The 20,885-nt window shown below is 47.0% G+C and carries 27 protein-coding genes and 2 pseudogenes; 13 read left to right on the top strand and 16 right to left on the bottom strand.

Annotation, left to right across the window (positions count from 1 at the left end; all coding sequences use genetic code 11):
- The gene (locus JJB07_RS02970) at positions 1 to 336 is read right to left on the bottom strand and encodes an ArsR/SmtB family transcription factor (RefSeq protein WP_201630972.1); all 336 of its coding nucleotides are present in this window, start codon (positions 334 to 336) and stop codon (positions 1 to 3) included.
- Between the two features lie 229 nt (positions 337 to 565).
- On the opposite strand from JJB07_RS02970, the gene JJB07_RS02965 reads away from it, so the two are divergent.
- Positions 566 to 763: a hypothetical protein gene (locus JJB07_RS02965; RefSeq protein ID WP_201630970.1), complete on the top strand. Its 198-nt coding sequence runs from the start codon at positions 566 to 568 to the stop codon at positions 761 to 763.
- A gap of 186 nt (positions 764 to 949) precedes the next feature.
- On the opposite strand, the gene JJB07_RS24475 is transcribed toward JJB07_RS02965, so the two are convergent.
- From JJB07_RS24475 to JJB07_RS02930, 7 genes are all read right to left on the bottom strand, one after another.
- A complete protein-coding gene (locus JJB07_RS24475) occupies positions 950 to 1,207 on the bottom strand; it encodes a winged helix-turn-helix domain-containing protein (protein ID WP_430727199.1) in 258 nt (85 codons plus the stop codon).
- Positions 1,208 to 1,405: 198 nt separating this feature from the next.
- Entirely contained in the window at positions 1,406 to 1,618 is a 213-nt protein-coding gene (locus JJB07_RS02955) for a hypothetical protein (RefSeq protein WP_201630966.1), read from the bottom strand.
- Positions 1,619 to 1,746: 128 nt separating this feature from the next.
- A complete protein-coding gene (gene arsC, locus JJB07_RS02950; protein WP_201630964.1) occupies positions 1,747 to 2,172 on the bottom strand; it encodes an arsenate reductase (thioredoxin) in 426 nt (141 codons plus the stop codon).
- 27 nt (positions 2,173 to 2,199) lie between these two features.
- Positions 2,200 to 2,652, bottom strand: a complete 453-nt coding sequence (locus tag JJB07_RS02945) for an ArsI/CadI family heavy metal resistance metalloenzyme (RefSeq protein ID WP_201630962.1) — start codon at positions 2,650 to 2,652, stop codon at positions 2,200 to 2,202.
- A gap of 19 nt (positions 2,653 to 2,671) precedes the next feature.
- Entirely contained in the window at positions 2,672 to 3,964 is a 1,293-nt protein-coding gene (locus JJB07_RS02940; RefSeq protein ID WP_430727212.1) for an arsenic transporter, read from the bottom strand.
- Positions 3,965 to 4,001: 37 nt separating this feature from the next.
- Positions 4,002 to 4,625, bottom strand: coding sequence for a DUF47 domain-containing protein (locus JJB07_RS02935; protein ID WP_201630959.1), 624 nt, complete (start codon positions 4,623 to 4,625; stop codon positions 4,002 to 4,004).
- Positions 4,626 to 4,650: 25 nt separating this feature from the next.
- Entirely contained in the window at positions 4,651 to 4,974 is a 324-nt protein-coding gene (locus JJB07_RS02930; RefSeq protein WP_201630958.1) for an ArsR/SmtB family transcription factor, read from the bottom strand.
- A gap of 336 nt (positions 4,975 to 5,310) precedes the next feature.
- On the opposite strand from JJB07_RS02930, the gene JJB07_RS02925 reads away from it, so the two are divergent.
- The 3 genes and pseudogenes from JJB07_RS02925 to JJB07_RS24350 form a co-directional block, all read left to right on the top strand.
- Positions 5,311 to 6,780: an FTR1 family iron permease gene (locus JJB07_RS02925; RefSeq protein ID WP_201630957.1), complete on the top strand. Its 1,470-nt coding sequence runs from the start codon at positions 5,311 to 5,313 to the stop codon at positions 6,778 to 6,780.
- Between the two features lie 12 nt (positions 6,781 to 6,792).
- Positions 6,793 to 7,506 carry a hypothetical protein gene (locus JJB07_RS02920; protein WP_201630956.1) on the top strand — a complete coding sequence of 238 codons (714 nt, stop codon included), beginning with the start codon at positions 6,793 to 6,795 and terminating at the stop codon, positions 7,504 to 7,506.
- Positions 7,507 to 7,611: 105 nt separating this feature from the next.
- Positions 7,612 to 7,762: pseudogene (locus JJB07_RS24350) on the top strand (YmaF family protein); the annotation flags it as partial.
- Between the two features lie 189 nt (positions 7,763 to 7,951).
- On the opposite strand, the gene JJB07_RS02915 reads toward JJB07_RS24350, so the two are convergent.
- Positions 7,952 to 8,275: a rhodanese-like domain-containing protein gene (locus JJB07_RS02915; RefSeq protein WP_201630955.1), complete on the bottom strand. Its 324-nt coding sequence runs from the start codon at positions 8,273 to 8,275 to the stop codon at positions 7,952 to 7,954.
- A 187-nt stretch (positions 8,276 to 8,462) separates the two neighbouring features.
- Here JJB07_RS02915 and JJB07_RS02910 point away from each other — a divergent pair, with 187 nt between their 5' ends.
- The 3 genes from JJB07_RS02910 to JJB07_RS02900 all read left to right on the top strand — a co-directional run bounded on the left by JJB07_RS02910 (position 8,463) and on the right by JJB07_RS02900 (position 10,408).
- Positions 8,463 to 8,879: a disulfide oxidoreductase gene (locus tag JJB07_RS02910; RefSeq protein ID WP_236587573.1), complete on the top strand. Its 417-nt coding sequence runs from the start codon at positions 8,463 to 8,465 to the stop codon at positions 8,877 to 8,879.
- Between the two features lie 158 nt (positions 8,880 to 9,037).
- The gene (locus tag JJB07_RS02905; RefSeq protein ID WP_201630954.1) at positions 9,038 to 9,406 is read left to right on the top strand and encodes an ArsR/SmtB family transcription factor; all 369 of its coding nucleotides are present in this window, start codon (positions 9,038 to 9,040) and stop codon (positions 9,404 to 9,406) included.
- 33 nt (positions 9,407 to 9,439) lie between these two features.
- Positions 9,440 to 10,408 (top strand): cation diffusion facilitator family transporter, encoded by a 969-nt coding sequence (locus tag JJB07_RS02900; protein WP_201630952.1) that lies wholly within the window; start codon positions 9,440 to 9,442, stop codon positions 10,406 to 10,408.
- Between the two features lie 69 nt (positions 10,409 to 10,477).
- On the opposite strand, the gene JJB07_RS02895 is transcribed toward JJB07_RS02900, so the two are convergent.
- From JJB07_RS02895 to JJB07_RS02880, 4 genes are all read right to left on the bottom strand, one after another.
- A complete protein-coding gene (locus JJB07_RS02895) occupies positions 10,478 to 11,335 on the bottom strand; it encodes a cupredoxin domain-containing protein (RefSeq protein ID WP_201630951.1) in 858 nt (285 codons plus the stop codon).
- Positions 11,336 to 11,425: 90 nt separating this feature from the next.
- Complete coding sequence (locus JJB07_RS02890) at positions 11,426 to 11,626, bottom strand: hypothetical protein (protein WP_201630950.1); 201 nt, start codon at positions 11,624 to 11,626, stop codon at positions 11,426 to 11,428.
- Complete coding sequence (locus JJB07_RS02885; protein ID WP_201630949.1) at positions 11,623 to 12,990, bottom strand: sensor histidine kinase; 1,368 nt, start codon at positions 12,988 to 12,990, stop codon at positions 11,623 to 11,625. The genes JJB07_RS02890 and JJB07_RS02885 overlap by 4 nt, the downstream gene beginning before the upstream one ends.
- Positions 12,987 to 13,700, bottom strand: coding sequence for a response regulator transcription factor (locus JJB07_RS02880; RefSeq protein WP_201630948.1), 714 nt, complete (start codon positions 13,698 to 13,700; stop codon positions 12,987 to 12,989). Before JJB07_RS02880 ends, JJB07_RS02885 begins: the two co-directional genes overlap by 4 nt.
- Positions 13,701 to 13,932: 232 nt before the next feature.
- Here JJB07_RS02880 and JJB07_RS02875 point away from each other — a divergent pair, with 232 nt between their 5' ends.
- The 4 genes from JJB07_RS02875 to JJB07_RS02860 all read left to right on the top strand — a co-directional run bounded on the left by JJB07_RS02875 (position 13,933) and on the right by JJB07_RS02860 (position 16,497).
- Positions 13,933 to 14,625: a response regulator transcription factor gene (locus tag JJB07_RS02875; RefSeq protein ID WP_201630947.1), complete on the top strand. Its 693-nt coding sequence runs from the start codon at positions 13,933 to 13,935 to the stop codon at positions 14,623 to 14,625.
- Positions 14,622 to 15,707 (top strand): HAMP domain-containing sensor histidine kinase, encoded by a 1,086-nt coding sequence (locus JJB07_RS02870; protein WP_201630945.1) that lies wholly within the window; start codon positions 14,622 to 14,624, stop codon positions 15,705 to 15,707. The genes JJB07_RS02875 and JJB07_RS02870 overlap by 4 nt, the downstream gene beginning before the upstream one ends.
- 83 nt (positions 15,708 to 15,790) lie before the next feature.
- A complete protein-coding gene (locus JJB07_RS02865) occupies positions 15,791 to 15,976 on the top strand; it encodes a hypothetical protein (protein ID WP_201630943.1) in 186 nt (61 codons plus the stop codon).
- 2 nt (positions 15,977 to 15,978) lie between these two features.
- Complete coding sequence (locus JJB07_RS02860; RefSeq protein WP_236587571.1) at positions 15,979 to 16,497, top strand: DUF2269 domain-containing protein; 519 nt, start codon at positions 15,979 to 15,981, stop codon at positions 16,495 to 16,497.
- 85 nt (positions 16,498 to 16,582) lie between these two features.
- Here the strand turns inward: JJB07_RS02860 and JJB07_RS02855 are convergent, their stop codons facing one another.
- The 3 genes and pseudogenes from JJB07_RS02855 to JJB07_RS02845 form a co-directional block, all read right to left on the bottom strand.
- The gene (locus JJB07_RS02855) at positions 16,583 to 17,308 is read right to left on the bottom strand and encodes a TIGR02391 family protein (RefSeq protein WP_201630941.1); all 726 of its coding nucleotides are present in this window, start codon (positions 17,306 to 17,308) and stop codon (positions 16,583 to 16,585) included.
- A 39-nt stretch (positions 17,309 to 17,347) separates the two neighbouring features.
- Positions 17,348 to 17,878: a hypothetical protein gene (locus tag JJB07_RS02850; protein ID WP_201630940.1), complete on the bottom strand. Its 531-nt coding sequence runs from the start codon at positions 17,876 to 17,878 to the stop codon at positions 17,348 to 17,350.
- Positions 17,879 to 18,002: 124 nt separating this feature from the next.
- A pseudogene (locus JJB07_RS02845) lies at positions 18,003 to 18,107 on the bottom strand (HU family DNA-binding protein); the annotation flags it as partial.
- Between the two features lie 111 nt (positions 18,108 to 18,218).
- Between JJB07_RS02845 and JJB07_RS02840 the strand changes: the two are divergent.
- Together JJB07_RS02840 and JJB07_RS02835 are read left to right on the top strand one after the other, a co-directional pair.
- Positions 18,219 to 19,322, top strand: coding sequence for a KamA family radical SAM protein (locus JJB07_RS02840; RefSeq protein ID WP_201630938.1), 1,104 nt, complete (start codon positions 18,219 to 18,221; stop codon positions 19,320 to 19,322).
- Positions 19,319 to 20,491, top strand: a complete 1,173-nt coding sequence (locus tag JJB07_RS02835; RefSeq protein ID WP_201630937.1) for a carboxylate--amine ligase — start codon at positions 19,319 to 19,321, stop codon at positions 20,489 to 20,491. Before JJB07_RS02840 ends, JJB07_RS02835 begins: the two co-directional genes overlap by 4 nt.
- The last annotated feature ends 394 nt before the right edge of the window (positions 20,492 to 20,885 follow it).

Below are 20,885 nucleotides of genomic sequence, written 5' to 3'. Positions count from 1 at the left end.
TCATTTGTTATCATCCATCATGCGGTCTAGTCGAAAGAGACAGCAAAGTTCTTCCGATAGAATATGGTTGACTTCGTTCAAGTTAATCTGGTAGTCGTTCCATTTGCCTCGTGTATCGACTAGGATCAAGTTTTGATCCAACAGAATCTTTAAATGGTAAGAAAGTTTCGATTGAGGCATGTCGAGCATCATCGCCAAGTCACATACACACACCTTGCCGTGTTTCACGAGCAAGCTCATGATACGCAACCTTCTGGCATCGGCTAGAGCCTTGAATTTCGCTTCATACCTTTCATACATATCGGATCCTTCTTCGAAGATCGGAAGCTCCTTCATAATCTCACCTCAAATCAAAATCTTTTTATACGTTGTTGATGTCATTGTATGTCCTTCCTACGCAAAACGCAAGAAAAAGCGGCCGACAACCCGAAGGTATACCGGCCGCTTTCAAGATGTTTCAGATTCTAAGTCACATGCTCGCAATTCTTGACATAAAAATAAGAATATGATTATATAAATATACACCACTACATTACATCCCCATGTGAAAGGGTGTTTATCTTCTATGGGATTTCTAATTGGAATTATTCTTGGTATCGCAACCTGTTGGTTTTATATGATGTTGTATGTGAAAGGAAGAATCAGAGTACTGAGCAATGAACGGGAAATCGCCCTAGCTGAAGAAAAAATCACTGAGGCGAATAAGCACGACGCTGTGCTTAAAGAGCTGCAGAATTTCAAGTTCGGTCTGTCCGAAAAATAAAGAATAATACGCCATCCTATATGTAAAAAGGCCCCCGATGGGGCCTTTTTCTAGTTTTTATGATGCACTTGCTTTCCTTGAGATCCGACCCCAAGAGAACCAGAAAGGCTCTATGAATCGTAGACCACAGATTCGAAGGGACTTGCTTCCAAAGGTCGCGAAGGCTCAACTTTGGTACTCTAATCATCAATCTTCTTGCGATGCAACCAGTTTGTACCCAATCCCTCGAATAGTTTTTATATACTCGGTTTTTTTGGGATCGAGTTCTATCTTGTCGAGTAAATGAGAGATGTGAACGTCCACTGACCTGGAGTCTGCTTCGTATCTCAATCCCCAGATTTTGTCCAAGAGATGATTTCGACTTAGCGGCTTCCCGATTTTTTGGGCCATATAATAGATCAAATTGAATTCTTTGGGCATTAACTCAACTCGATTGCCTCGCACAATCACTTCATACTTCTTGTCTTTGACTTCCGGAACATTGTATCTGCCCTAAGAGTCACAGGCACTTGCACGACTTCCCCGCCCGTTTTCGAAGCTACATCCTACTCTTGTGTGATCATCGGTATGTCAGAAGTACCAAAGTCAACGGTTTGTTCAGTGAGCAGCTTACTGCCACCACCGAAGCCGATGGATTGATAGTTAATCTGCAAGTTGTTCAAGCCACCATAGGAAAAACGGATAAACGAACGTGGAGCCCGCTCCGGTGAGGCTGGTTGCTTGTTGCGAAGAATTGTTGTTATTCCCACCAGCTTGACATGGCTTTGCAATTTGTTTGTTATCACTGCCGCAACCGGCCAGCAAACTTGCACTCAAAGTTGCGATGAATGCAAGACCCAATGCTTGTTTCGTCATGTTGTTGTTATTTTGAGATATAGGAACAAGGTATTATATTAAGGCAATGTAAAGCTATGGTTTCGGGTACCTTTACAGCCCAGATCAACTACAAAAAGAAAAGGCCCTCATTTACGAGGGCCTTTTCCTTACTCACCTTGTTCTGCAAAACGCTTGATGCGATCTTCGATGTCGTCACGTACACGTTGGAATACTGCCCATTTCTCTTCATCAGTGCCGGTTGCTTTCGCCGGATCATCGAAGCCCCAATGAGCGCGGTTAACATGCGGAGGGGTCATCGGACACTTGTCGTTGGCATCCCCACAAAGAGTTACAACATAATCCGCCTCGTTCAAGATCTCCGGGTTGATGATATCGGAGGTTTGCTCGGAGATATCGATCCCCTTTTCTGCCATGGCTTTCACTGCATTCGGATTCAGACCATGCGCTTCGATCCCTGCACTGTAGACTTCAAAACGGTCGCCGAGGTGCTTTTTACCAAAGCCCTCTGCCATTTGGCTGCGGCAGGAATTCCCTGTGCATAAAAAATAGATGGTTTTTTTGTTGTTCGTCATGTTAAGCCCTCCTTTTGTGTGTGGAGACTAATCCAAGTTAATGAGATCAACTGGAGCAGGAGCACAGCATACACCTGCAACAGCCGCTTCACCGGCTGATTCGAATTCAGAGTCTTCCCGCGTGTAGAATACCTCCCACGCGTTACCCTCCGGATCATGGACCCAGATTTTATCCTGAACGGCGTAACAGCACGTGGTGTTCATTTCGTCGATCGGGACGAGACCAGCTGCTTGGAAACGCTCCTTCATGGCGTGAACGGCCTCGGTGTTCTCGACTTGGAAGCCTAGATGATTCAGAGCCCCATTTTTCTCGTACGGACGCACGTTCATGGAAAAATGAAGCGGCGGGTTGTTCAACTCAAACTTCGCATAATTCTCTTTGACCTTCGTCGGCTCTGCACCAAACATTGCGCGGTAAAACGAAAGGGACGCCTCCAATTCCGTTACGTTGATGGCGACGTGCATTCTGAATGTAGTCATGGTAGTCATCCTTTTCGGTTTAGTGGATAAGGCTCAGCCAGAGATATAGCCCTACGAGAGTAAGGAACAGGGTAGGGATTGTCAACAATATCCCGTTACGGAAGTATTGTCCCCAAGTAATGACCACACCTTTACGGGACAAGACGTGCAGCCAAAGTAAAGTGGCGAGGGAACCAATCGGTGTGATCTTCGGACCCAGATCACACCCGATAACATTGGCATATACGAGCGATTCTTGCACCACGCCTGTTGCGGTCGTACCTTTGATCGCTAGGGCATCGATCATAACGGTAGGCATGTTGTTCATGATGGAGGACAGCACCGCCGAAAGGAAGCCCATCCAAAGCGTTGCAACGAACAACCCTTTGTCGGCCGCTGCTTGGATGAGTTGCCCCAGTAGATCGGTCAAGCCCACATTTCGAAGTCCATAGACGACAACATACATCCCGATCGAGAAGACCACGACCGTCCACGGAGCCTCCTTGACCACGCGTAGGGTCTCGATGCCCTTGCTTTGGCGAGCTGCAAGTAAGAAGATCAACGCCGCGACACCCGCCACGATCGAGACACGGATACCGAACGCCTCACTAAATAGATAACCCACCAGCAAGATACCTAAAATGACCCACGAAAGTCGGAACAACTTCTTCTCTTTGATCGCTTCATGTGGCTTTTTCAGTTGTGCCAAGTCATACGTTTTCGGAATATCTTTGCGGAAGAACAGGTACAGTACGATCAAACTTGCTAAAAGAGAAAAGAAATTCGGAATGATCATGCGACTTGCGTACTCTACAAAACCAATTCCGAAATAGTCGGCTGACACGATGTTGACCAAGTTACTGACTACCAGAGGAAGCGATGTGGTATCTGCGATGAACCCGGAAGCAAGGATAAACGGGAAAATCATCTTGTCAGGTAATTTGAGTGCCCGAACCTGCGCTAAGACGATTGGGGTCAGGATCAGGGCAGCCCCGTCGTTGGCGAACAGCGCTGCAACCGCGGCCCCAAGTAACACAACATACACGAACATCCTTCGGCCATTGCCCTTTGCAAGCCGTGCCATATGCAGCGCAGACCATTCAAAAAATCCGATTTCGTCCAGAAGTAGCGAAATCAAAATGATCGCCACAAACGCGAGCGTCGCATTCCAAACAATCCCGGTAACCGTCCACACATCTCCAAAACTGACAACTCCGAACAGGAGAGCAAGTACCGCTCCACCGATAGCCGACCAGCCGATCGAGAGCCCTTTGGGTTGCCAGATGACAAACACCAAAGTAATTACGAAGATGGCCACCGCGATCCATGCCATTGATGACATGTAGTAAACACTCCTTCCAGATGACGAGCTACTGATGCTTAATGATGACGCCTTCAACAAGGTTGGAGACATCCTCACAGAAGTCAAGACCGTCCTCCATCTTCTCGTAAATCTCTTTCCACTTCAGAATTTCAATTGGGTTGCGACTCTCATCGTTCAGCAATTCGGCAACCGAATGACGATAGATTTTGTCCGCTTCCTTCTCCAACTGTTTTACACGCATTATCGGTTCTTTGATCGCATTGTACTTCAAGTGGCGAAGTGCTTCGATCATTTTGACCAACTCACTGGTTGCCTCCGTAGACAGCTTAGCCAACGCCACGAGTTGAGGGGTTGGGGTCCCAATTCGATAGAGCAAGCATCGATCTGCTACGGCCGTGATACGGTCTAGAATCTCATCCAGCGTAAATGCGATGGCCGAGATATCCTCCCGATCAATCGGGGTCATCGTTGTTTTGTTTATTTTCTCGATTACCTCACGGGTGATTGCATCGCCCTTGTGTTCAATCTCTTGAATGTAGTCAAACTTTTGCTCTACATCTGTGAAATCTTGAAGCATCTTCAAAAAAGAGGCTGCCCCTTGATGAACATTAGAGGCAGACAGATTCAGCATATCAAAGAACTCCTCGTTCTTTTTGAAAAAACCAAGCATGTTTCTTCCTCCTATAATGGGAGTTTTACGTGCAACGTACCTTCAAGCCTTTTTCTTTCAGTTCTTCAATTTTCTCGCTCAAGTCCGGAAGGGCGGTTAGGATCGCTTCTAAGAATGGATAGGGAGACCCATCTAACGCATAAAAGATCCATTGCCCTTCCCGACGTTCCTTCACCAATTTGGCGTTCTTCAGCTTTCGAAGATGCTGCGAAACGGCAGGCTGTGTCATTTGAACGATCTCGACAAGTTCACAAACACAAAGTTCCTCAGAACGCAGCAAAGACAAAATTTTAAGACGCGTTTTGTCCCCCATCGCTTTGTAGAACTCCGTTTGAAGATCTAGATCCATAGTATGCTCACCTCGTATCGTTATATAAACATATAATTATATGACGTGTCAAATGCAAACACACCTGATAGATTCACATGTATCATACACCGCAATCAAAAAAGCGCGATGGGTTCACGATCCATACATTTACACATGACTTCACAAGAACCCCATACTCCGAAGATAATCAACGAGAATTCTCTTCCTATTGTCATAGGCTCCTAGTACCTCCATTTGTGCCAATTGATACAAGAACACTTGACGAATACCGATCCCTCGCATACAATTGTCACCGTAGATCAAATGAAAACGATTCTCAATATTAAACATAACCCAAATTTCAGGAGGTGCACGATGCTCCGTAAGTCAATAACGGTCCTGATGGTTTTCCTCATGCTGGCGTTGGCTCCACTGTCCGCATTCGCTGCAAGCGAAGGATCGGAACATGTCCAAAAGGCACAAGCACTCATCGAGCATGCCATAACATCCGCACAACAAGGCAATTTACCTGAAGCTCAAAAGCAATACGATCAATTCCGCGAAGACTGGTTGGATTTCGAAGACACGGTCAAATCCGATTCCGGTGAAGCCTACAAAGCGATTGAATCCAACATGGGACAAATCGACTATGCATTACTCCAAAATAAGCAGGATGACGTGGTAAAAGCGTTGCAAGGCTTACACGATGCCAACGCACAATACGTGGAGGGACGCTTTACCAAAGGGGATACGATCTCCGATCAAAACATGACGTTCGCACAATTCATCACCCTCTTGGAACAAACCAAATCGTCTGTTCACGATCAAGATCAACAAACGGCCCTCACCAATATAAATAAAGTTCGTGACTCCTGGCTGAGCGTAGAAGGTGTCGTCGTCGCCAAATCCGCAGGTATCTATGCAGATACGGAGCGCGACATGGTGACTGCCAATGCCATGATCACGGACCAAAAATGGACCGATGCAGAAACCTTGCTTGGCAACATGGTTCAATACTTATCCCCGATCGCCGACACAGCAGGCTACACCATGTGGGATGCTGCGATGATTCCGATCCGCGAAGGGCTTGAAGCTTTGCTGGTCGTAGGCGCCTTGATGGCTTTCGTCAAAAAAGAAAAAAACCGCTCAGGTGGTCGGTGGGTCTGGGGAGGCGTTCTAACTGGCCTGGCAGTAAGTGCCGTTCTCGCCATTCTCATCAAATACATCTTCACGTCCGGGGCCTTTGGTCAAAACAACTTCCTGATCTCCGGTTGGACAGGAGTCGTCGCGGCCATCATGCTTCTGTACATGAGCTACTGGTTGCACAGCAAGTCCAACATCGCGGACTGGAACCAATATATGAAAGAAAAAAGTACGGCCGCACTCAGCAAAGGAAACATGATCTCGCTTGGAGTGCTTTCCTTCCTCGCCATCTTCCGCGAAGGCACGGAAACCGTGTTGTTCATCATTGGGATGGTCAATCAGATCAGCATCAACCAACTGTTGTTGGGCATTGTGATCGGTCTGGGTGTCCTCGTGATCGTTGCGTTCCTGATGTTCTACGTGGGCATCAAGTTGCCGATGCGCCCGTTCTTCATGGTTTCGAGTCTCATCGTGTTCTATCTTTGCCTGAAATTCACCGGTACCGGCTTGCACAGCTTGCAACTCGCCGGCACCTTGTCGTCGACGACAACGTCAGTCTTGCCGAGCATTGACTTCCTCGGGTTCTTCCCGTCTTGGCAAAGTGCAATTCCCCAGTTTGCACTTGTTCTGTTCGCCTTGATCGTATTGGTTGTTTCTAGGAAAAAACAGCCGTCTAAAACACATACGCAAGCCCAAAACTAGGAGGTTCTTTTCATGAAAAAGTCTCTTGTCACCCTCTCTCTGATCGCCGCTTTCGCCCTCGTCGGTTGCGGTTCCACCACTACAGATAAACCTGCCACCGCGACCGCTGAACAAGCAAAACCTGCTGCTTCTACCGATATCAAAGCCAGCCTCGGCACCATGGTCAAAACCGCAAAGGCCGTTCGCAAAGGCGTGACCACCAACGATGAAGCGAAAATCAAAGAGAACGGTCCGAAACTTGAAGAGAATTGGAGTGCTTTCGAAGACGGCGTCAAAACCAAATACCCGGACCTCTACGCAGAAATCGAAAAGAGCCTTGACCCAACCATCGCAGCAACAAAAGCAACCCCGCTCGACAAGGACCTGATCCTCAAAGTCGACAACCAACTGATCGATTCGCTCTTCAAACTGTCCGAAAAAGTCATTCCGACTGAGGAAGTCAAGTCCGGTACCGCCAAGATGATCACCACCACCGAAGATCTGAAAAAAGCGATTGCTGACAACAACAACGTGAAAATCAAAGAACTCGGTCCGAAGCTCGAAGAGACCTGGGCGACCTTTGAAGATGGTGTGAAGCCGCGCTCCTCCGACATGTACGAAAAAATCGAAAAGTACCTGAACCCGGAAGTAGCAGGCTCCCAAGCAGCAGCTCTGGACAAAAACGCTCTCAGTACCCTGAACGACCAACTCAATGCCGCTCTGAAAGAATTTCAAACGAAACTGTAATGAAAAAGACTGCTTGCCCTCTCGGCAAGCAGTCTTTTTTTGTGTGGTACCGATCAAGTTGATCGCCCACGCCTTATACCAAAACCGATAGGGGGCACTCCCCACCATCAATGCTTAGATTGCCCATCCTGCGATCCCGATGCCAGACGGAAGCCATCTACATTACACAGAGGGATATGTCATGTTTGAGGATGTCCATACGCACCATTACCGCGCATACTCAGGTCCTGTCGTTCCAGTAGGTCTTGGCCGATATGCCACAAATACCTGACTGTTGAATAGGGCTCCAAATAGTGTTCAGGATGCTTAGCCATGCCGCAATTATTGTATCTACCTATCAATTTCAAAGACAAGCATAATTACTATACTAGCTTGGCACCTCATTCCGGATGGAATTACGTAATTGCACAGATTATCTGTTCAATAAGGGCATGTCTCACCAAGTTTAAATACTTAGTTCACCCTTCCAATTGACCAAACCACCAGTCATGTTCCTAACTTGATGCAGCCCCTTCTCCATCAATATCTCACAAGCTACAGTACTTCTTCTCCCTGTTTTGCAAACAATCACGATCTCCTCATGTTCTCGCAAATCTTCAATCCACATAGATAAGTCGGCCAGAGGGATATGCAAGGCATCTCGGATCGTCCCATGCGCTACCTCCTCATTTTCTCGAACATCCACGATCGTCGGGGCGTTCATGCCGGATAACCTATTCAAAACTTCTTCCGGTGAAACCTGTGGGATATCGTTTTCCTTGCTTTTCATTTTCTCATCCCCTTCGGAGTAAAATGTGCTGGTAACTGCCACCCATGATAGAAGGCTCATTTTCATGAGCTACCTGCAACGGAAGGCCCTTGATGATCTTGCCAAAATGGCGTTTAATATCCGTACCAAGAAAACGCGTGAAATGATTCAAAATTTTGCGCCCAAAGCACAAGGGTGAAACAGGAAAATGATGCGCTTTCTGAGATCGTACAATCTCTACTTGGCTTGGCTCGTATCTGTTATAGCCCTCTGCGGAAGTTTGTATCTCAGCGAAATCATGTTGTTTGAACCGTGCAAACTCTGCTGGTTTCAACGGATCTGTATGTACCCGCTGGCTGTGCTCTTAGGGATTGCAGCCTACAGAAGCGACCGTGGAATCATTCTGTATACTCGGACTTTAAGTATCGTAGGGATGTGCATTCCCCTCTATCAGTATCTAGAACAAAAGGTGCCGGCTATGCAAAAGATACTCCCCTGCACAATTGGCGTTCCTTGCAGCGGCCAGTACATCAATTGGCTTGGATTTATCACGATTCCGTTTTTGGCACTCGTCGGGTTTCTGCTTATCACAATCTTGCTATCGATTCGAGAAAATACGAAATAACCATAACGTGAAAGGCTGCCTTGTGTGTCGAGGCAGCCTTTTATTTCGTAATTCTTCTTAATACCTATCGTTGACAAAGAAAAGCCGCACGAGTTACAGTTATCACAGATACATGAACATATGCTCATATATCGCACATATGATACAAGGAGGAACCTATGGACCCCTCAGATCTGGACAAAGACTGTTGCGAAGTCACCATCATTCACGATGATGTCGTTTCTAAAATTCGAAACATCCAGTTGTCACAAGAGCGCGCTGCGGACCTCGCCATGCTGTTCCAAGCCCTTAGTGACCCCACCCGGTTGCGAATCATCCATACGTTAATCCAAGAGGAACTGTGCGTATGCGATCTTGCCGCCGCTTTGGAGATGACGCAATCCGCAATTTCACATCAATTGAGGAATTTGCGTGCGTTGCGCCTCGTAAAGCACCGTAGAGTCGGCCGCATGGTCTATTACAGCATCGATGACGAACACGTCTTGACACTGTTTGAAACGGGGCTGTTGCATGTTTCGCACGCATAAACGAAAACTACTAACAAAGGAGGCATGAATTGAATGAATCATTCTCATACACATGATCACCATGATCATGACCACTCAGATGTTTTTCACTCGCACGCCCCAGTTGGAAAGATGAAGCTCGCCTTCTTCCTTACGCTGATTATTCTCGTGGTTGAACTGGTGGGGGCCACGATCTCACATAGCCTGGCCTTGCTCTCGGACGCCGGGCATGTTCTCACAGACATCGCTGCAATTGGATTGTCGTGGTACGCGATGAATCAAGCTCAGAAACCAGCGAATGAGAAAATGACGTTTGGGTACCATCGAGCAGGCATTCTCGCGGCTTTTGTCAACGCCTCAACTCTGATCGTCATTGCGGTCATTATTCTCTGGGAAGCGTACAGACGCTTCCAAAATCCTGAACCAGTAGGCAGTACGTGGATGTTTATCAGCGCATCCGTCGGGCTAGTCATGAACTTGTACCTAGGATTTGGCCTGAGTAAGGAGGACAACATCAACGTTAGAAGTGCCGTTCTCCACATTCTAGGAGATGCCGCTGCTTCGGCTGGTGTCATCATCGGTGGTTTGATTATCCTGTTCACCGGTTGGTACGTGGTAGACCCGATTCTCAGCGTACTGATCGCGATTCTGATCGCGTTTGGAGCATGGAAAATTGTAAAACAAACCGTCAGCATTTTGATGGAAGGTACACCTAATGGCATCAACATCCAGGAGATAGCTGATTCGATTCGTTCCGTAAAAGGTGTACACGATGTTCACGATCTCCACGTTTGGAGCATTACCAGTGGCAAAAATGCACTCTCCTGTCATATTGTGCTCGACGGTCACATGACCATCCAAGCCAGTCAGGGTGTCCTTCGGGAGATTGAACATAAACTCATCCATGAGAATATCGGACACGTCACAATCCAAATGGAAGACGTAGAGCACCCGCACAAAAACACCATTCTCTGTGCGGATGAAGAGCGTGAACACGATCACGAACACCCTCATGAACACTAGGGCGGCTACAAAACAAGGACATCCCTCCACCAGAGGAATGTCCTTTTTACTTATTTTTTTGATCCCATTTTATTTAACCGTTATGGTACTACTGTACATACCCATACCGCATGCGTACTGATACGTACCCGGCTTCAAAGCTTGAAGTGTGACGTAGTTGTCACCAGCTTCCAGAATTTTGTCCAGCCCGAGGCTCTCCGACTGCACTTGCCGGAGACAGCCGGCATTGGATTGGGTTTTAAAATTGATCTTGGTTGGAACACCTGCTTTCAAGACGAGGTTCTGTGGCCCATAACCGGATGTACTGACATTGACCGTCGCAGTTTGGAAGTCCCCCGATGTCTGCTCAGATTGCTGAGGAGCAACAGCGGATTCCGGTGCCGGCGTAGTAGGTGTCTGCTCTTGCTGGAACAAACCAAATTTTGCAGCAAGTAAAAGCCCTGCCACGAGGAGTGCAACCCCAAACATGCCGAACGTTCGAGCGTATGAAGGTTGGCCATGTTTTGCTTCGCGAGATGTGGCCGTTTCTTCCTCAATCAGTTTGATAAGCAAGAGTGTGATAACAACATACAAGAAATCCACGAACCAGATCATAGTCTGCGGAACGAGCAACATAACCCCAAGCATCGCGCCCATCATACCGCCCATGATTCCAGCCATCATTCCGTCTAGTGCGGCCATGAGACTAATTGGTTTCCCGGCTAGATATCCAGCGAGGGCACCAAACGTGACGGCCCCGATCGTGGCTTGGGTTAGATCGTGCTTGAACAGCACCCCTAGCAACAAACCAAGCGAGAGACTCGACATCATCCCGATCGTCATCGCAATCATCATACCCGTCATGCAGGTCAGTCTCTTCCGTTTGTTATAGGTAAACCCAATACATGCCACCGTCACCAACACGATGGCCGCAACATTGAACCACATCTTGATTTCCTCCCTCTCAAGTACATGCGTTTATCATAGCGGACAGGTGTGTAGAAAGTTTGATAGATTCGTGACTGAGATTCGAACGTCTCACTTTTTCTTAAAATGCCGAACCGCGAGCCAAATTCCCACGGCGATCAAAGGAAACGCGGTCCACAAGCACACAGTAAGCAGGGTGTGCAGCCAATGATCCGAACCAGCTCCCATGCTCATCCCAGTTGCCGCCATGGAGAGACAGTACAGCCCGGCCGCAATCAAGAACATGACGACCAACCATTCCAACAGTTTCACTCCGACTTCCCCTCCTCTGACAACGGGAACGTACAGACAAATTCCGTCCCCCAACCGGCTTGACTTCGAACCTCGATCCTGCCGTTTTGCACGTCGATCAATTTTTTTACGATAGAAAGCCCCAGCCCCGTTCCGCCGGTATCTCTGGACCGAGACTTTTCCACACGATAAAAGCGGTCAAAAATATACGGCAGTTCCTCCTGCGGGATGCCGATCCCCGTGTCTCTCACTGACAGGAGTACATGCTCTTCACGGTTTGTGAGGCGAATGCAAATCATCCCTTCATTTGTATACCGTAACGCGTTGTCGAGCAGGTTCAACAGAATCTGTTGCGCCCTGTAGCCGTCCAAATAAACTAAAGAGACGGGGTCTTCTTCGAAAAGTATCTTGACCCCCTTTTCGTTCGCGCGCGCCTTCACATTCTGTATCGTGGTGTCAACAATTTCCGAGAGATCGACCCATTCTTGGAGCAAGGCAAGTTTGCCCTCTTCCAATTGCGCCAGATCAAACAGGTCGTTGACGAGAAGACGCATACGCTTGGCCTCCTGTTCGAGAATCTGCAAGGTACTTGCAGTCTGATCAGGCTTATTTCGAAGCACCTGTATATACCCTTCAATGTACGTGAGAGGCGTTCGCAGCTCATGTGAGATGTTGACAAAAAATTCGGCACGGCTGTCCCGATATTGTTTCAAATCAGCCGCCAAACTGTTAATCGCCTGAGCTAATGATCCCATCTCGTCCTCGGACGCCAACTTTACCTGCACATCTAGCTCCCCACGTGCAATTTGCCTCGTGACCCGTTCCAACTGAAGCAGCGGAGCAGACAATCGCCTTGAAAGAACGATGGTAAAACCCAAGGCCAAAAACAAAGCACCGATACCTGCCAACAGCAAAAAGCTCCTGACACGAGTGATCGAAGCAGCGATATCTTCAAGCGGAGCGGTCATAACGACAGCTCCCAGAAGCGTTTCCCCCACCAAGATCGGACGAGCTACAAGCACAGTGGTGGTGTCTTGCTTTTGAACTGAACCTGACCCCTTTACCGTTTGCCAGTCCTGAGTCGACAAGGACGGTACCTCAGTCGGGTAAGAACCGGAGTGCGCGATCACATGCTCATCGGCGTCTAACACAAATGTCTGTCGGGACGTGACCTGAAGCCCCGGAAGGAGGTCTTGAACTCGACGAAGGTCTCCTTGGGACCTGATATACAAGGCGATCTGCTCACTTTGCGAGTCAAGTTCTTGAAACGAGTGCTGGTAGAAAAAACTCGTCATCGCTTTATCCACCACATATCCAATCGGGAAATAGACCATGAGAAAAAGCACAACGATGGAGAAGCCGAGTTTGACGGAAATCCGGTTCATGACAACCCGTCCTTGCCTTGCATTTGATATCCGATCCCCCACACGGTTTTGATCGGGTTGAATGTACACCCGCCGCGCTTTAGCTTCTCACGAATGTTTTTGACGTGTTGGTCGACTGTGCGAATATCTCCGTGAAAGTCCAATCCCCATACCTGTTGCAGCAAGTTGTCTCGTGTGAACGCTTTTTTGGGATTTCGGCTTAGGAGCATCAACAAATCAAATTCCTTGGGAGTGAAGGCAACTTGGCGGCCGTCGACCTTGACCTCCCTCGATTCCTGCAGGATCGTAAGTTCATGGAGGTGGATTTCTTCGTTGTCTGCCGAATCAATAGATTCTGCGACTGATCTTCGCAAAAGCGCATGCACTCTCGCGGCTAACTCCTCCAAATCAAATGGCTTGGTCAAATAATCGTCGGCCCCGATTCGCAACCCCCGAACCTTGTCCCTTGTTTCATTGCGCGCCGATAAAAATAAGATCGGGACGTTACAATGTTCACGCACCCGCGAGCAAACCTCCCAACCGTCACTCCCGGGCATCATAATATCTAAAATGATCAGATCAAAATGTGTTCGATGAACGAGTGAGAGAGCCTCCTCTCCGGAAGCAGCTTCAATGATTTCCCTTCCTTCAGTTTCAAGAGCGGACCGGATCAAAGCTCGCATCTGCCGCTCGTCATCTACCACCAGGATCGTTGCGTTTCTTTGAAACATAACCAACCACCTCTATCTCTCAGGTTCCCACCAGTATAGACGGAAAGTATGATGAATCTGTGATTCTTCATGAAAAGGCATTCTTGGAAGGTAAGAGCAAGGCTCATCAACTCTGATTCGACTGTCGCAACCGAGACCATGTCGAGGAGATTCTCGATATGGTACGTATTGATTCACTTTCCGTTCATAATCACTTGATACTATATAATGTAGGAGAAATGGGGGCCGTGGAATGAACAAACAGATAAAAATTCTTGTTATGGAAGATGATCCATACATCTGTGATTTGATCATGTTATACGCTGAAAAAGCCGGATATATAGTTAATGTCGCAAACGATGGCATGAAAGGAGTAGAAATGTTTTATGACAGTCTTCCGGACCTTGTCATCCTGGATATTATGATGCCTGAGTTGGACGGTTGGGAAGTTTGCAAAGAAATAAGAAAATTCAATAAGACTCCTGTTATCATGTTGACCGGGAAAGGCGAAAACTGCGATAAACTGAAAGGTTTCGAACTCGGTACGGATGATTATTTGGTGAAACCCTTTGATCCGAACGAACTACTGGCTCGGATGAAGGCAGTGCTACGGCGCGTCAATCCAATGTTGGATGCAAATGAGGTCGTTGACCTACCCTTGCTGAGGATTGACCTTCATCAATACAAAGTTACCAATGCAGATCAGGAAGTCGTGTTACCGCCCAAGGAAATGGATCTGCTCTACTTTCTCGCCTCACATCCCAATCAAGTATTCACACGTCAGCAACTGTTGAATGAGTTATGGGGTTTGGATTTTGAGGGAGATCCGCGGACTGTTGATGTACACATTAAGAGGATTCGAGAAAAATTGGGGAACCCCAACTCCTATTGGGTAGTAAAGACCATACGCGGAGTTGGATATAAATTCGAGGTGGACAACCAATGATTCGAATCAAAAGTATTTTCTCTAAGCTGTTTCTCACCTATATCGTAATTATCGTCGTATCGCATCTCGTCCTTGCGGCGGCCTACTTTTTGTTGTTTCAAACCAGTCTAACCGGCATGCATCTACATCCAGACTCAGTAAGAGATTTCAACCAATTGAAGCACTTGTTTGCACTGGCCTCCATGATTTCCTTTACCATCACAGGCTTGTTTACCTGCTACCTCTCTAAAAAAATCACCGCCCCTCTTCGAGAAATGAACCGGGCCGCCTATGAGATCGCCAAGGGTCAATTTGATCGAAAAGTGAATGTCACAACCAATGATGAGTTGGCTCAATTAGGGGATACCTTCAATTATATGGCTCAAGAATTAGCCAGTTTGGATCAAATGCGAAAGGATTTCGTGGCCAATGTTTCTCACGATTTACGATCTCCTCTCACTTCCATCCATGGGTTTGTTAGGGCATTTCTGGATGACACGATTCCCGATGCCCGAAAGCGTCATTATTTGACGGTCATGAAAGAACAAACCGAACGGATGATAAAGCTGGTCAATGATCTACTGGACATGGCCCGAATAGAAGCGGGGCAGTTGGAGATCCGACCAGACATCTTTAATTTATCGGAGCTGGTTCGTCTCGTCGTGGCTCGCATGGAGCCTGATTTTTTATTTAAGCAAGTCAATGTTGAATTGATATCTGATGAATCAGAGGACATCCTTGTATTGGCTGATCTGGATCGAATTGATCAAGTGATCGTCAATTTGATTCAAAATGCCGTACAATTCTCGCCGCCCGGCAGCACCGTCGTATTGCTTTTGAAAAAAGAAAAACAAGCGGTGGTTTCGATCCGAGATGATGGACCGGGAATCAGACAAGAAGACCTTCCAATTATTTGGGAGCGATTTTATAAAGCTGATAAGTCTCGCACGAAAAAGGCGGGTACAGGGCTTGGATTGTCGATTGTGAAGCACATCGTAGCCCTTCATCATACAGATATCCATGTCGAAAGTGAAGTGGGACAGGGCACTACCTTTACCTTTACACTGCCTGTCGCTCCGAACAAAGCCAAATATGGAGAGTAAACCTCCGTTCACCGTCTGTTCACGCAACATTGCTATACTAGTTTTGCACGAACAGATCATAAAATCATGAGGAGGATTACTCAATGAGCGAAAGTTTTGAGCAACTCGCGACAGAGGAGGACATGAACAAGCCAGATTACGGATCGAACCCCGGCACTCCACGCTGGGTGAAGGTGTCCGGGGTGATCAGCCTCCTCTTGGTCCTGCTCTTTGTCATCTTGCATCTCACCGGCAACAGTTTCGGTGGCCTCGGCCACCATATGCATTGAGTATGAAACCCCGCCTCCGTAAGGTCGTGCTTACAGCTCATATCATTTCCTCAGTCGGTTGGCTCGGCACGGTTGTTGGCTTCCTTGCTCTCGCTGTTACCGGTCTGATCAGCGAAGATACTCAGATGGCGCGTTCCGCTTATCTTGCAATGGAGGTCATCTCCCGGTTCGTCATCGTCCCGTTCTGCCTCGCTGCCCTACTAACAGGGATTGTTTCATCACTTGGATCTGAGTGGGGCCTGTTCCGGCATTATTGGATCCTGATGAAACTCTTGATCACCATCATTTCTACCATCGGTTTGTTGGTGCATTTGCAGCCCATTCATTACTTGGCAAACATAGCCGCAAAGACGTCTTTGTCCAGTGCCGATCTCCAAGTGCAAATTCAACTCGTAGTCGTTTCTAGTCTCGCCCTGCTGGCGGTGTTCGTGGCCACGATCCTGTCGGTTTTCAAGCCGCGGGGTATGACCCCTTATGGTTGGCGAAAGCAGTATGAGAAGCGTACGGGGTCGCCGCAGTAAATGTGGCTGCCTCCACAAAAAAGGACCTCAAATTTGAGGTCCTTTCTATATTAATGCACGCATCACGATATAGGTCGACACGACACTAGGGACTATACACAGAAGCATCTAATTTTCTAAACAGAAACGAGATAAAACTCAAGTTATCTAAACAGTCCTGACGATCAATTGGCCAAGAAATTGCAGGTTCATGTGCGGTTGGGTTTCTTACTGCTTTCATCAGGCCACCGGACAAAAACTTGATTCCTTCCTGAACATTTCGATCTGTGTCCGTTTGGCATTCCGTTAGCTTTAGAACCCCATTTGGACATCCCCATACCTCCATCATAAGGCTATACCCATCGTTTCCACTATTGGCCTTTGTTTTGACAGCAAGATTATAAGCTTTGGATGCTTCGAAGACTGCATGAAAATAATTACCCTGAACGAAGAGATCTTGGCAATGGCGCACAACCTCCAGATGAAAGCTCCTGCTTTGGAAGAGATTGAGATCTTCTTCATTGGCATTTCTATTTCGTCCTAAATCGTGCCTTGCGAATATCGCTTGTACTTCTTCAACTTTGTCAGGCGGTGCCATCTGAAGACAGAACTGAAAAAGCAATCTATCCCTCTCCTCTGGGTTTATTGATTGTCTTTCGAGAGAGAGTGCCCAATCAAAAATTAATTTTGCTCTTTCAGATGTTATCGATTCGTTTTGGAACACGTCTCGTTGGAATGCAAACAGTGCCCCTGCAATTCGATTGATCACATTTATGCTTACGTCATATTTTAGTAGGTCTCCTACATGTGTAGCTATCAATCTGTAATTCATACTATACTTCCCTCCTAACTTGAACATCCCCATCGTAAACTAATGATATTTCCTTTTCACGTAATTCACTACTGTTGCTTCATCACACTCTCGGCGCTTCTCACGATCTGCAATTACCTTTTGAATGACCAGATATCTTCTCAATCTCCTTGATCTTCGAACATGAATTGTGAAAATCACGGCTAAAAAGGCCACAAAACACCAAAGAAGAAAGTAGTAGTTCGACTGCCATAGTTTGTTTAACACAACCGTTACACGATCTAGGAATTGCCCAGACTCATTGCTTCCATAAGCGCCAGGAGAGCTGCGAGACTGGTTCAGTAGCGTAATCCATGCTCCCGTTGTTGCAGAACCGGCAGCCAGCAAGGCCACGAAAATTGGCAGCAGAGCTGAGCCAAACGAGAAATTGATCATAGCGGCAGCGTTCTCATACGATTTTTGCTTAACCTCATGGCTCAGCAAATAATAGTTCAACGTATCGTCATCGCACTGATCATAGTAGGCGTATAGGTCCTTGATCTCATCTAACGTATGTTTTCGTTCCCAACCTCTGCTCCACTTGTCAATCAACTCTCACCCTTTTTATTTTTACCATATCACAGATGCATAAGAAAGCCGTTACATTGATTAAATTCCCCCTAGTGCATCGTGAATAAAAAAACCATCGGGTCAAGTTCCCCGATGGTTTTCTTTCTTAGACCTTCGCAGCTTCTTTCAATTTGTTCCCCGGCTTGAAAGCGGGGATCGCACCACCCGGAATGGTGATTTCCTGACCGGTCTGAGGATTGCGACCCGTTCTCCAACAGGGTATTTTCATTTTCTATTACTGTGGTGAGGACGCTTGCAAGTTCACCAAAACCACACAACCATGAAGTACAATACAACCACCAACCTTCCGGAGGTAAAACAAATGCGAAAACCACAATTCATCACAGATATTAACAAGGTCATTCAGATTTCGGAAGAAGAACGAAATCAGTTGCAAGAGGTCACCTCTCAGTTTGCCTTTCGGGCCAATGATTATTATCTGAAACTCATCAATTGGGAAGACCCTTCGGACCCTATTCGCAAATTAGTTATTCCCCACCAAGATGAGCTTGCTGAATACGGACGCTGGGACGCTTCAGATGAAGAACATAACTATGTTGCACCTGGTTGCCAACACAAGTATGAAACGACAGCACTACTGCTCGTTTCTGAGGTGTGCGGAGCGTATTGTCGCTACTGCTTTAGAAAACGCCTTTTTTTAGAGGACGTTCATGAATCTACAGTTGACATCTCAAAAGGGTTATCCTACATCCAACAACACCCGGAGATCAATAATGTGTTGCTCACTGGTGGAGACCCCTTGACTTTGTCCACCGCTAGAATAGAAGCAATCCTAAAAAGCCTCAGAGAAATCGACCATGTCAAGGTCATTCGGATCGGCTCAAAAATTCCTGTATTCAATCCGATGAGAATCTATGAAGATGAACACGTACTCGAAGTGCTCAAAAAATACTCAAGACCGGACCAACGAATCTATGTGGTTACGCATATCAATCATCCACGAGAGATTACACCCGAGGCTCTCCAATGCTTCAATGCTCTGCAGAGTGCCGGTGTGGTTCTCGTGAATCAAACACCAATTCTCCGTGGTATTAATGATCATGCTGGTGTTCTTGCCGAGTTGCTAAATCGACTATCTTGGGCAGGCGTGGCACCTTATTATTTCTTCGTGAACCGACCTGTTGTTGGAAATTCCGCCTTTGTTCTGCCCTTGAAACGCATCTACGATCTCGTCGAAGAAGCGAAGAGTAAAACCTCCGGTTTCGGGAAACGGGTCCGCTTGGTGATGAGTCATTCTTCTGGAAAAATTGAAATACTTGCGATTGAAAACGGTATGGCCTATTTAAAGTACCACCAGTCCAAGGAAGGCGACTACGGTAAAATGATGATACTTCCCTGTTCTCAGGAAGCAGCCTGGTTCGACGATTTACCCGGTTCTGAGAAACATTTGAGGGGGACTGTATGAAAACCGTTTTTTGCACGAACGGCATGCTAAGCAAAACCCTTGCGGTGACACGATCGTTAGGGCGCCAAGGGAACCGTATCGTTGTCGGAGAGAAGATCCGATTCCATACAAGTGGGTTTTCGAAATTTTGCTCCAAAAACATCCTATACCCGGACCCGCAAAAGGAACCCGAGAACTTTTACAAATGGTTGCGCGAGTTATTACGTAATGAAAAAGTAGATGTATTTCTCCCGATGGACGATGACACAATGGAAATTGCAGTCCGTAACCAAGAGGAGCTTCGGGAGCATTGCGCTTTACCTGTTCCCCCTTTGGACAGTTATCTGATTGCAAGCGACAAAGGTGAGACGATTCGATTGGCCAAGCAGGCTGGTATTCCTCATCCTCAAACATTAGAACTCATGTTTCAAGGAGAAGTGAATCTGCACGACTTGCAAGTTCAGACAGCACACCTTACCTACCCGCTTGTGATCAAACCCCGGAAAAGTTCAGGTTCCCGTGGAGTCAGAATCGTCAACAATCAGGAGGAACTGCTCCAGATCTATCCTGGCATCCATAGAACCTACCCGAATCCGCTTTTGCAAGAATATATCCCATTCGGGCCTAAGTTTGACATATGCCTACTCTATGACTCTATCCACCGATTAACCGGCTCGTTCGTACAAAAACAGATTCGCAACTATCCAATTGAGAGAGGTCCGAGCACAGTCCATGAAAGTATCGAGTACCCGGAAGCTCTTCGCTATGCTGTGCAACTCATGGAAAACTTGCCTTGGTATGGTGTGGTAGACGTAGAATTTATGTTGGACCCACGCAATGGCGAACTGAAGCTCATGGAAATCAATCCGCGGTTTTGGAGCTCCGTTCACTTGGCCATTCGCTGTGGGGTTGACTTTCCCACACTTCTATATCGACACGCACTTTGCTTAGACACTGAGCCTGTTTTGAAATACAAAACGGGCGTACAAGGACGTGCGCTCTTACCTGGCGATCTTCTTCACTACATGAGTAACAAAGATCGTCACCAGATGTCTCCATCGTTTTGGAACTTTAGTTTGCCCGACGACACACTGTCGGCAGAAGACCCGATGCCAACGATTGGCTTTTTTGCGGCTGCCCTGCGTTACGTTTTTGACCTGAATACCTGGCGATTTATTGTTAGGCGATAAGACCACGATTCTTCACGAAAACCACATATTCAAGTGGTAGAATGTTTGAGAGAACTTCCTTCTCAACTAGCAAAAGCTCCGACGACCTCCCTTTGTCGTTTTCGGAGCTTTTGCCATTTTTTTATTGAACGCTTCTTCACTAAAACCACACTTTTTAGTGATATAGTATAAACGGATGGTAAGAAGACAGAGAGTAACTCTCTCTGTTTTCCCCTTTGAAGTGAGTTCTTCGCGAACTCGCTTCTTTTTTTATTGTTTAGAAATACGACTTCGCACCGAGATAAGCCGGTTGACCCGTTAGTTGTCGGGTTTGGTTGGAGCGTACCCTTCCGCCCAGTACTAATTGTTCATAAAAACCACATAGTTCCTTGTTACACTGCGGACAAGAGATGTC

Origin of the sequence: Tumebacillus amylolyticus (assembly GCF_016722965.1) — a bacterium.
In the GTDB taxonomy this organism is placed as follows: Bacteria; Bacillota; Bacilli; order Tumebacillales; family Tumebacillaceae; genus Tumebacillus; species Tumebacillus amylolyticus.
Note: the sequence above shows the minus strand (reverse complement) of the source record. Positions and strands in the feature narration are given on the sequence as shown.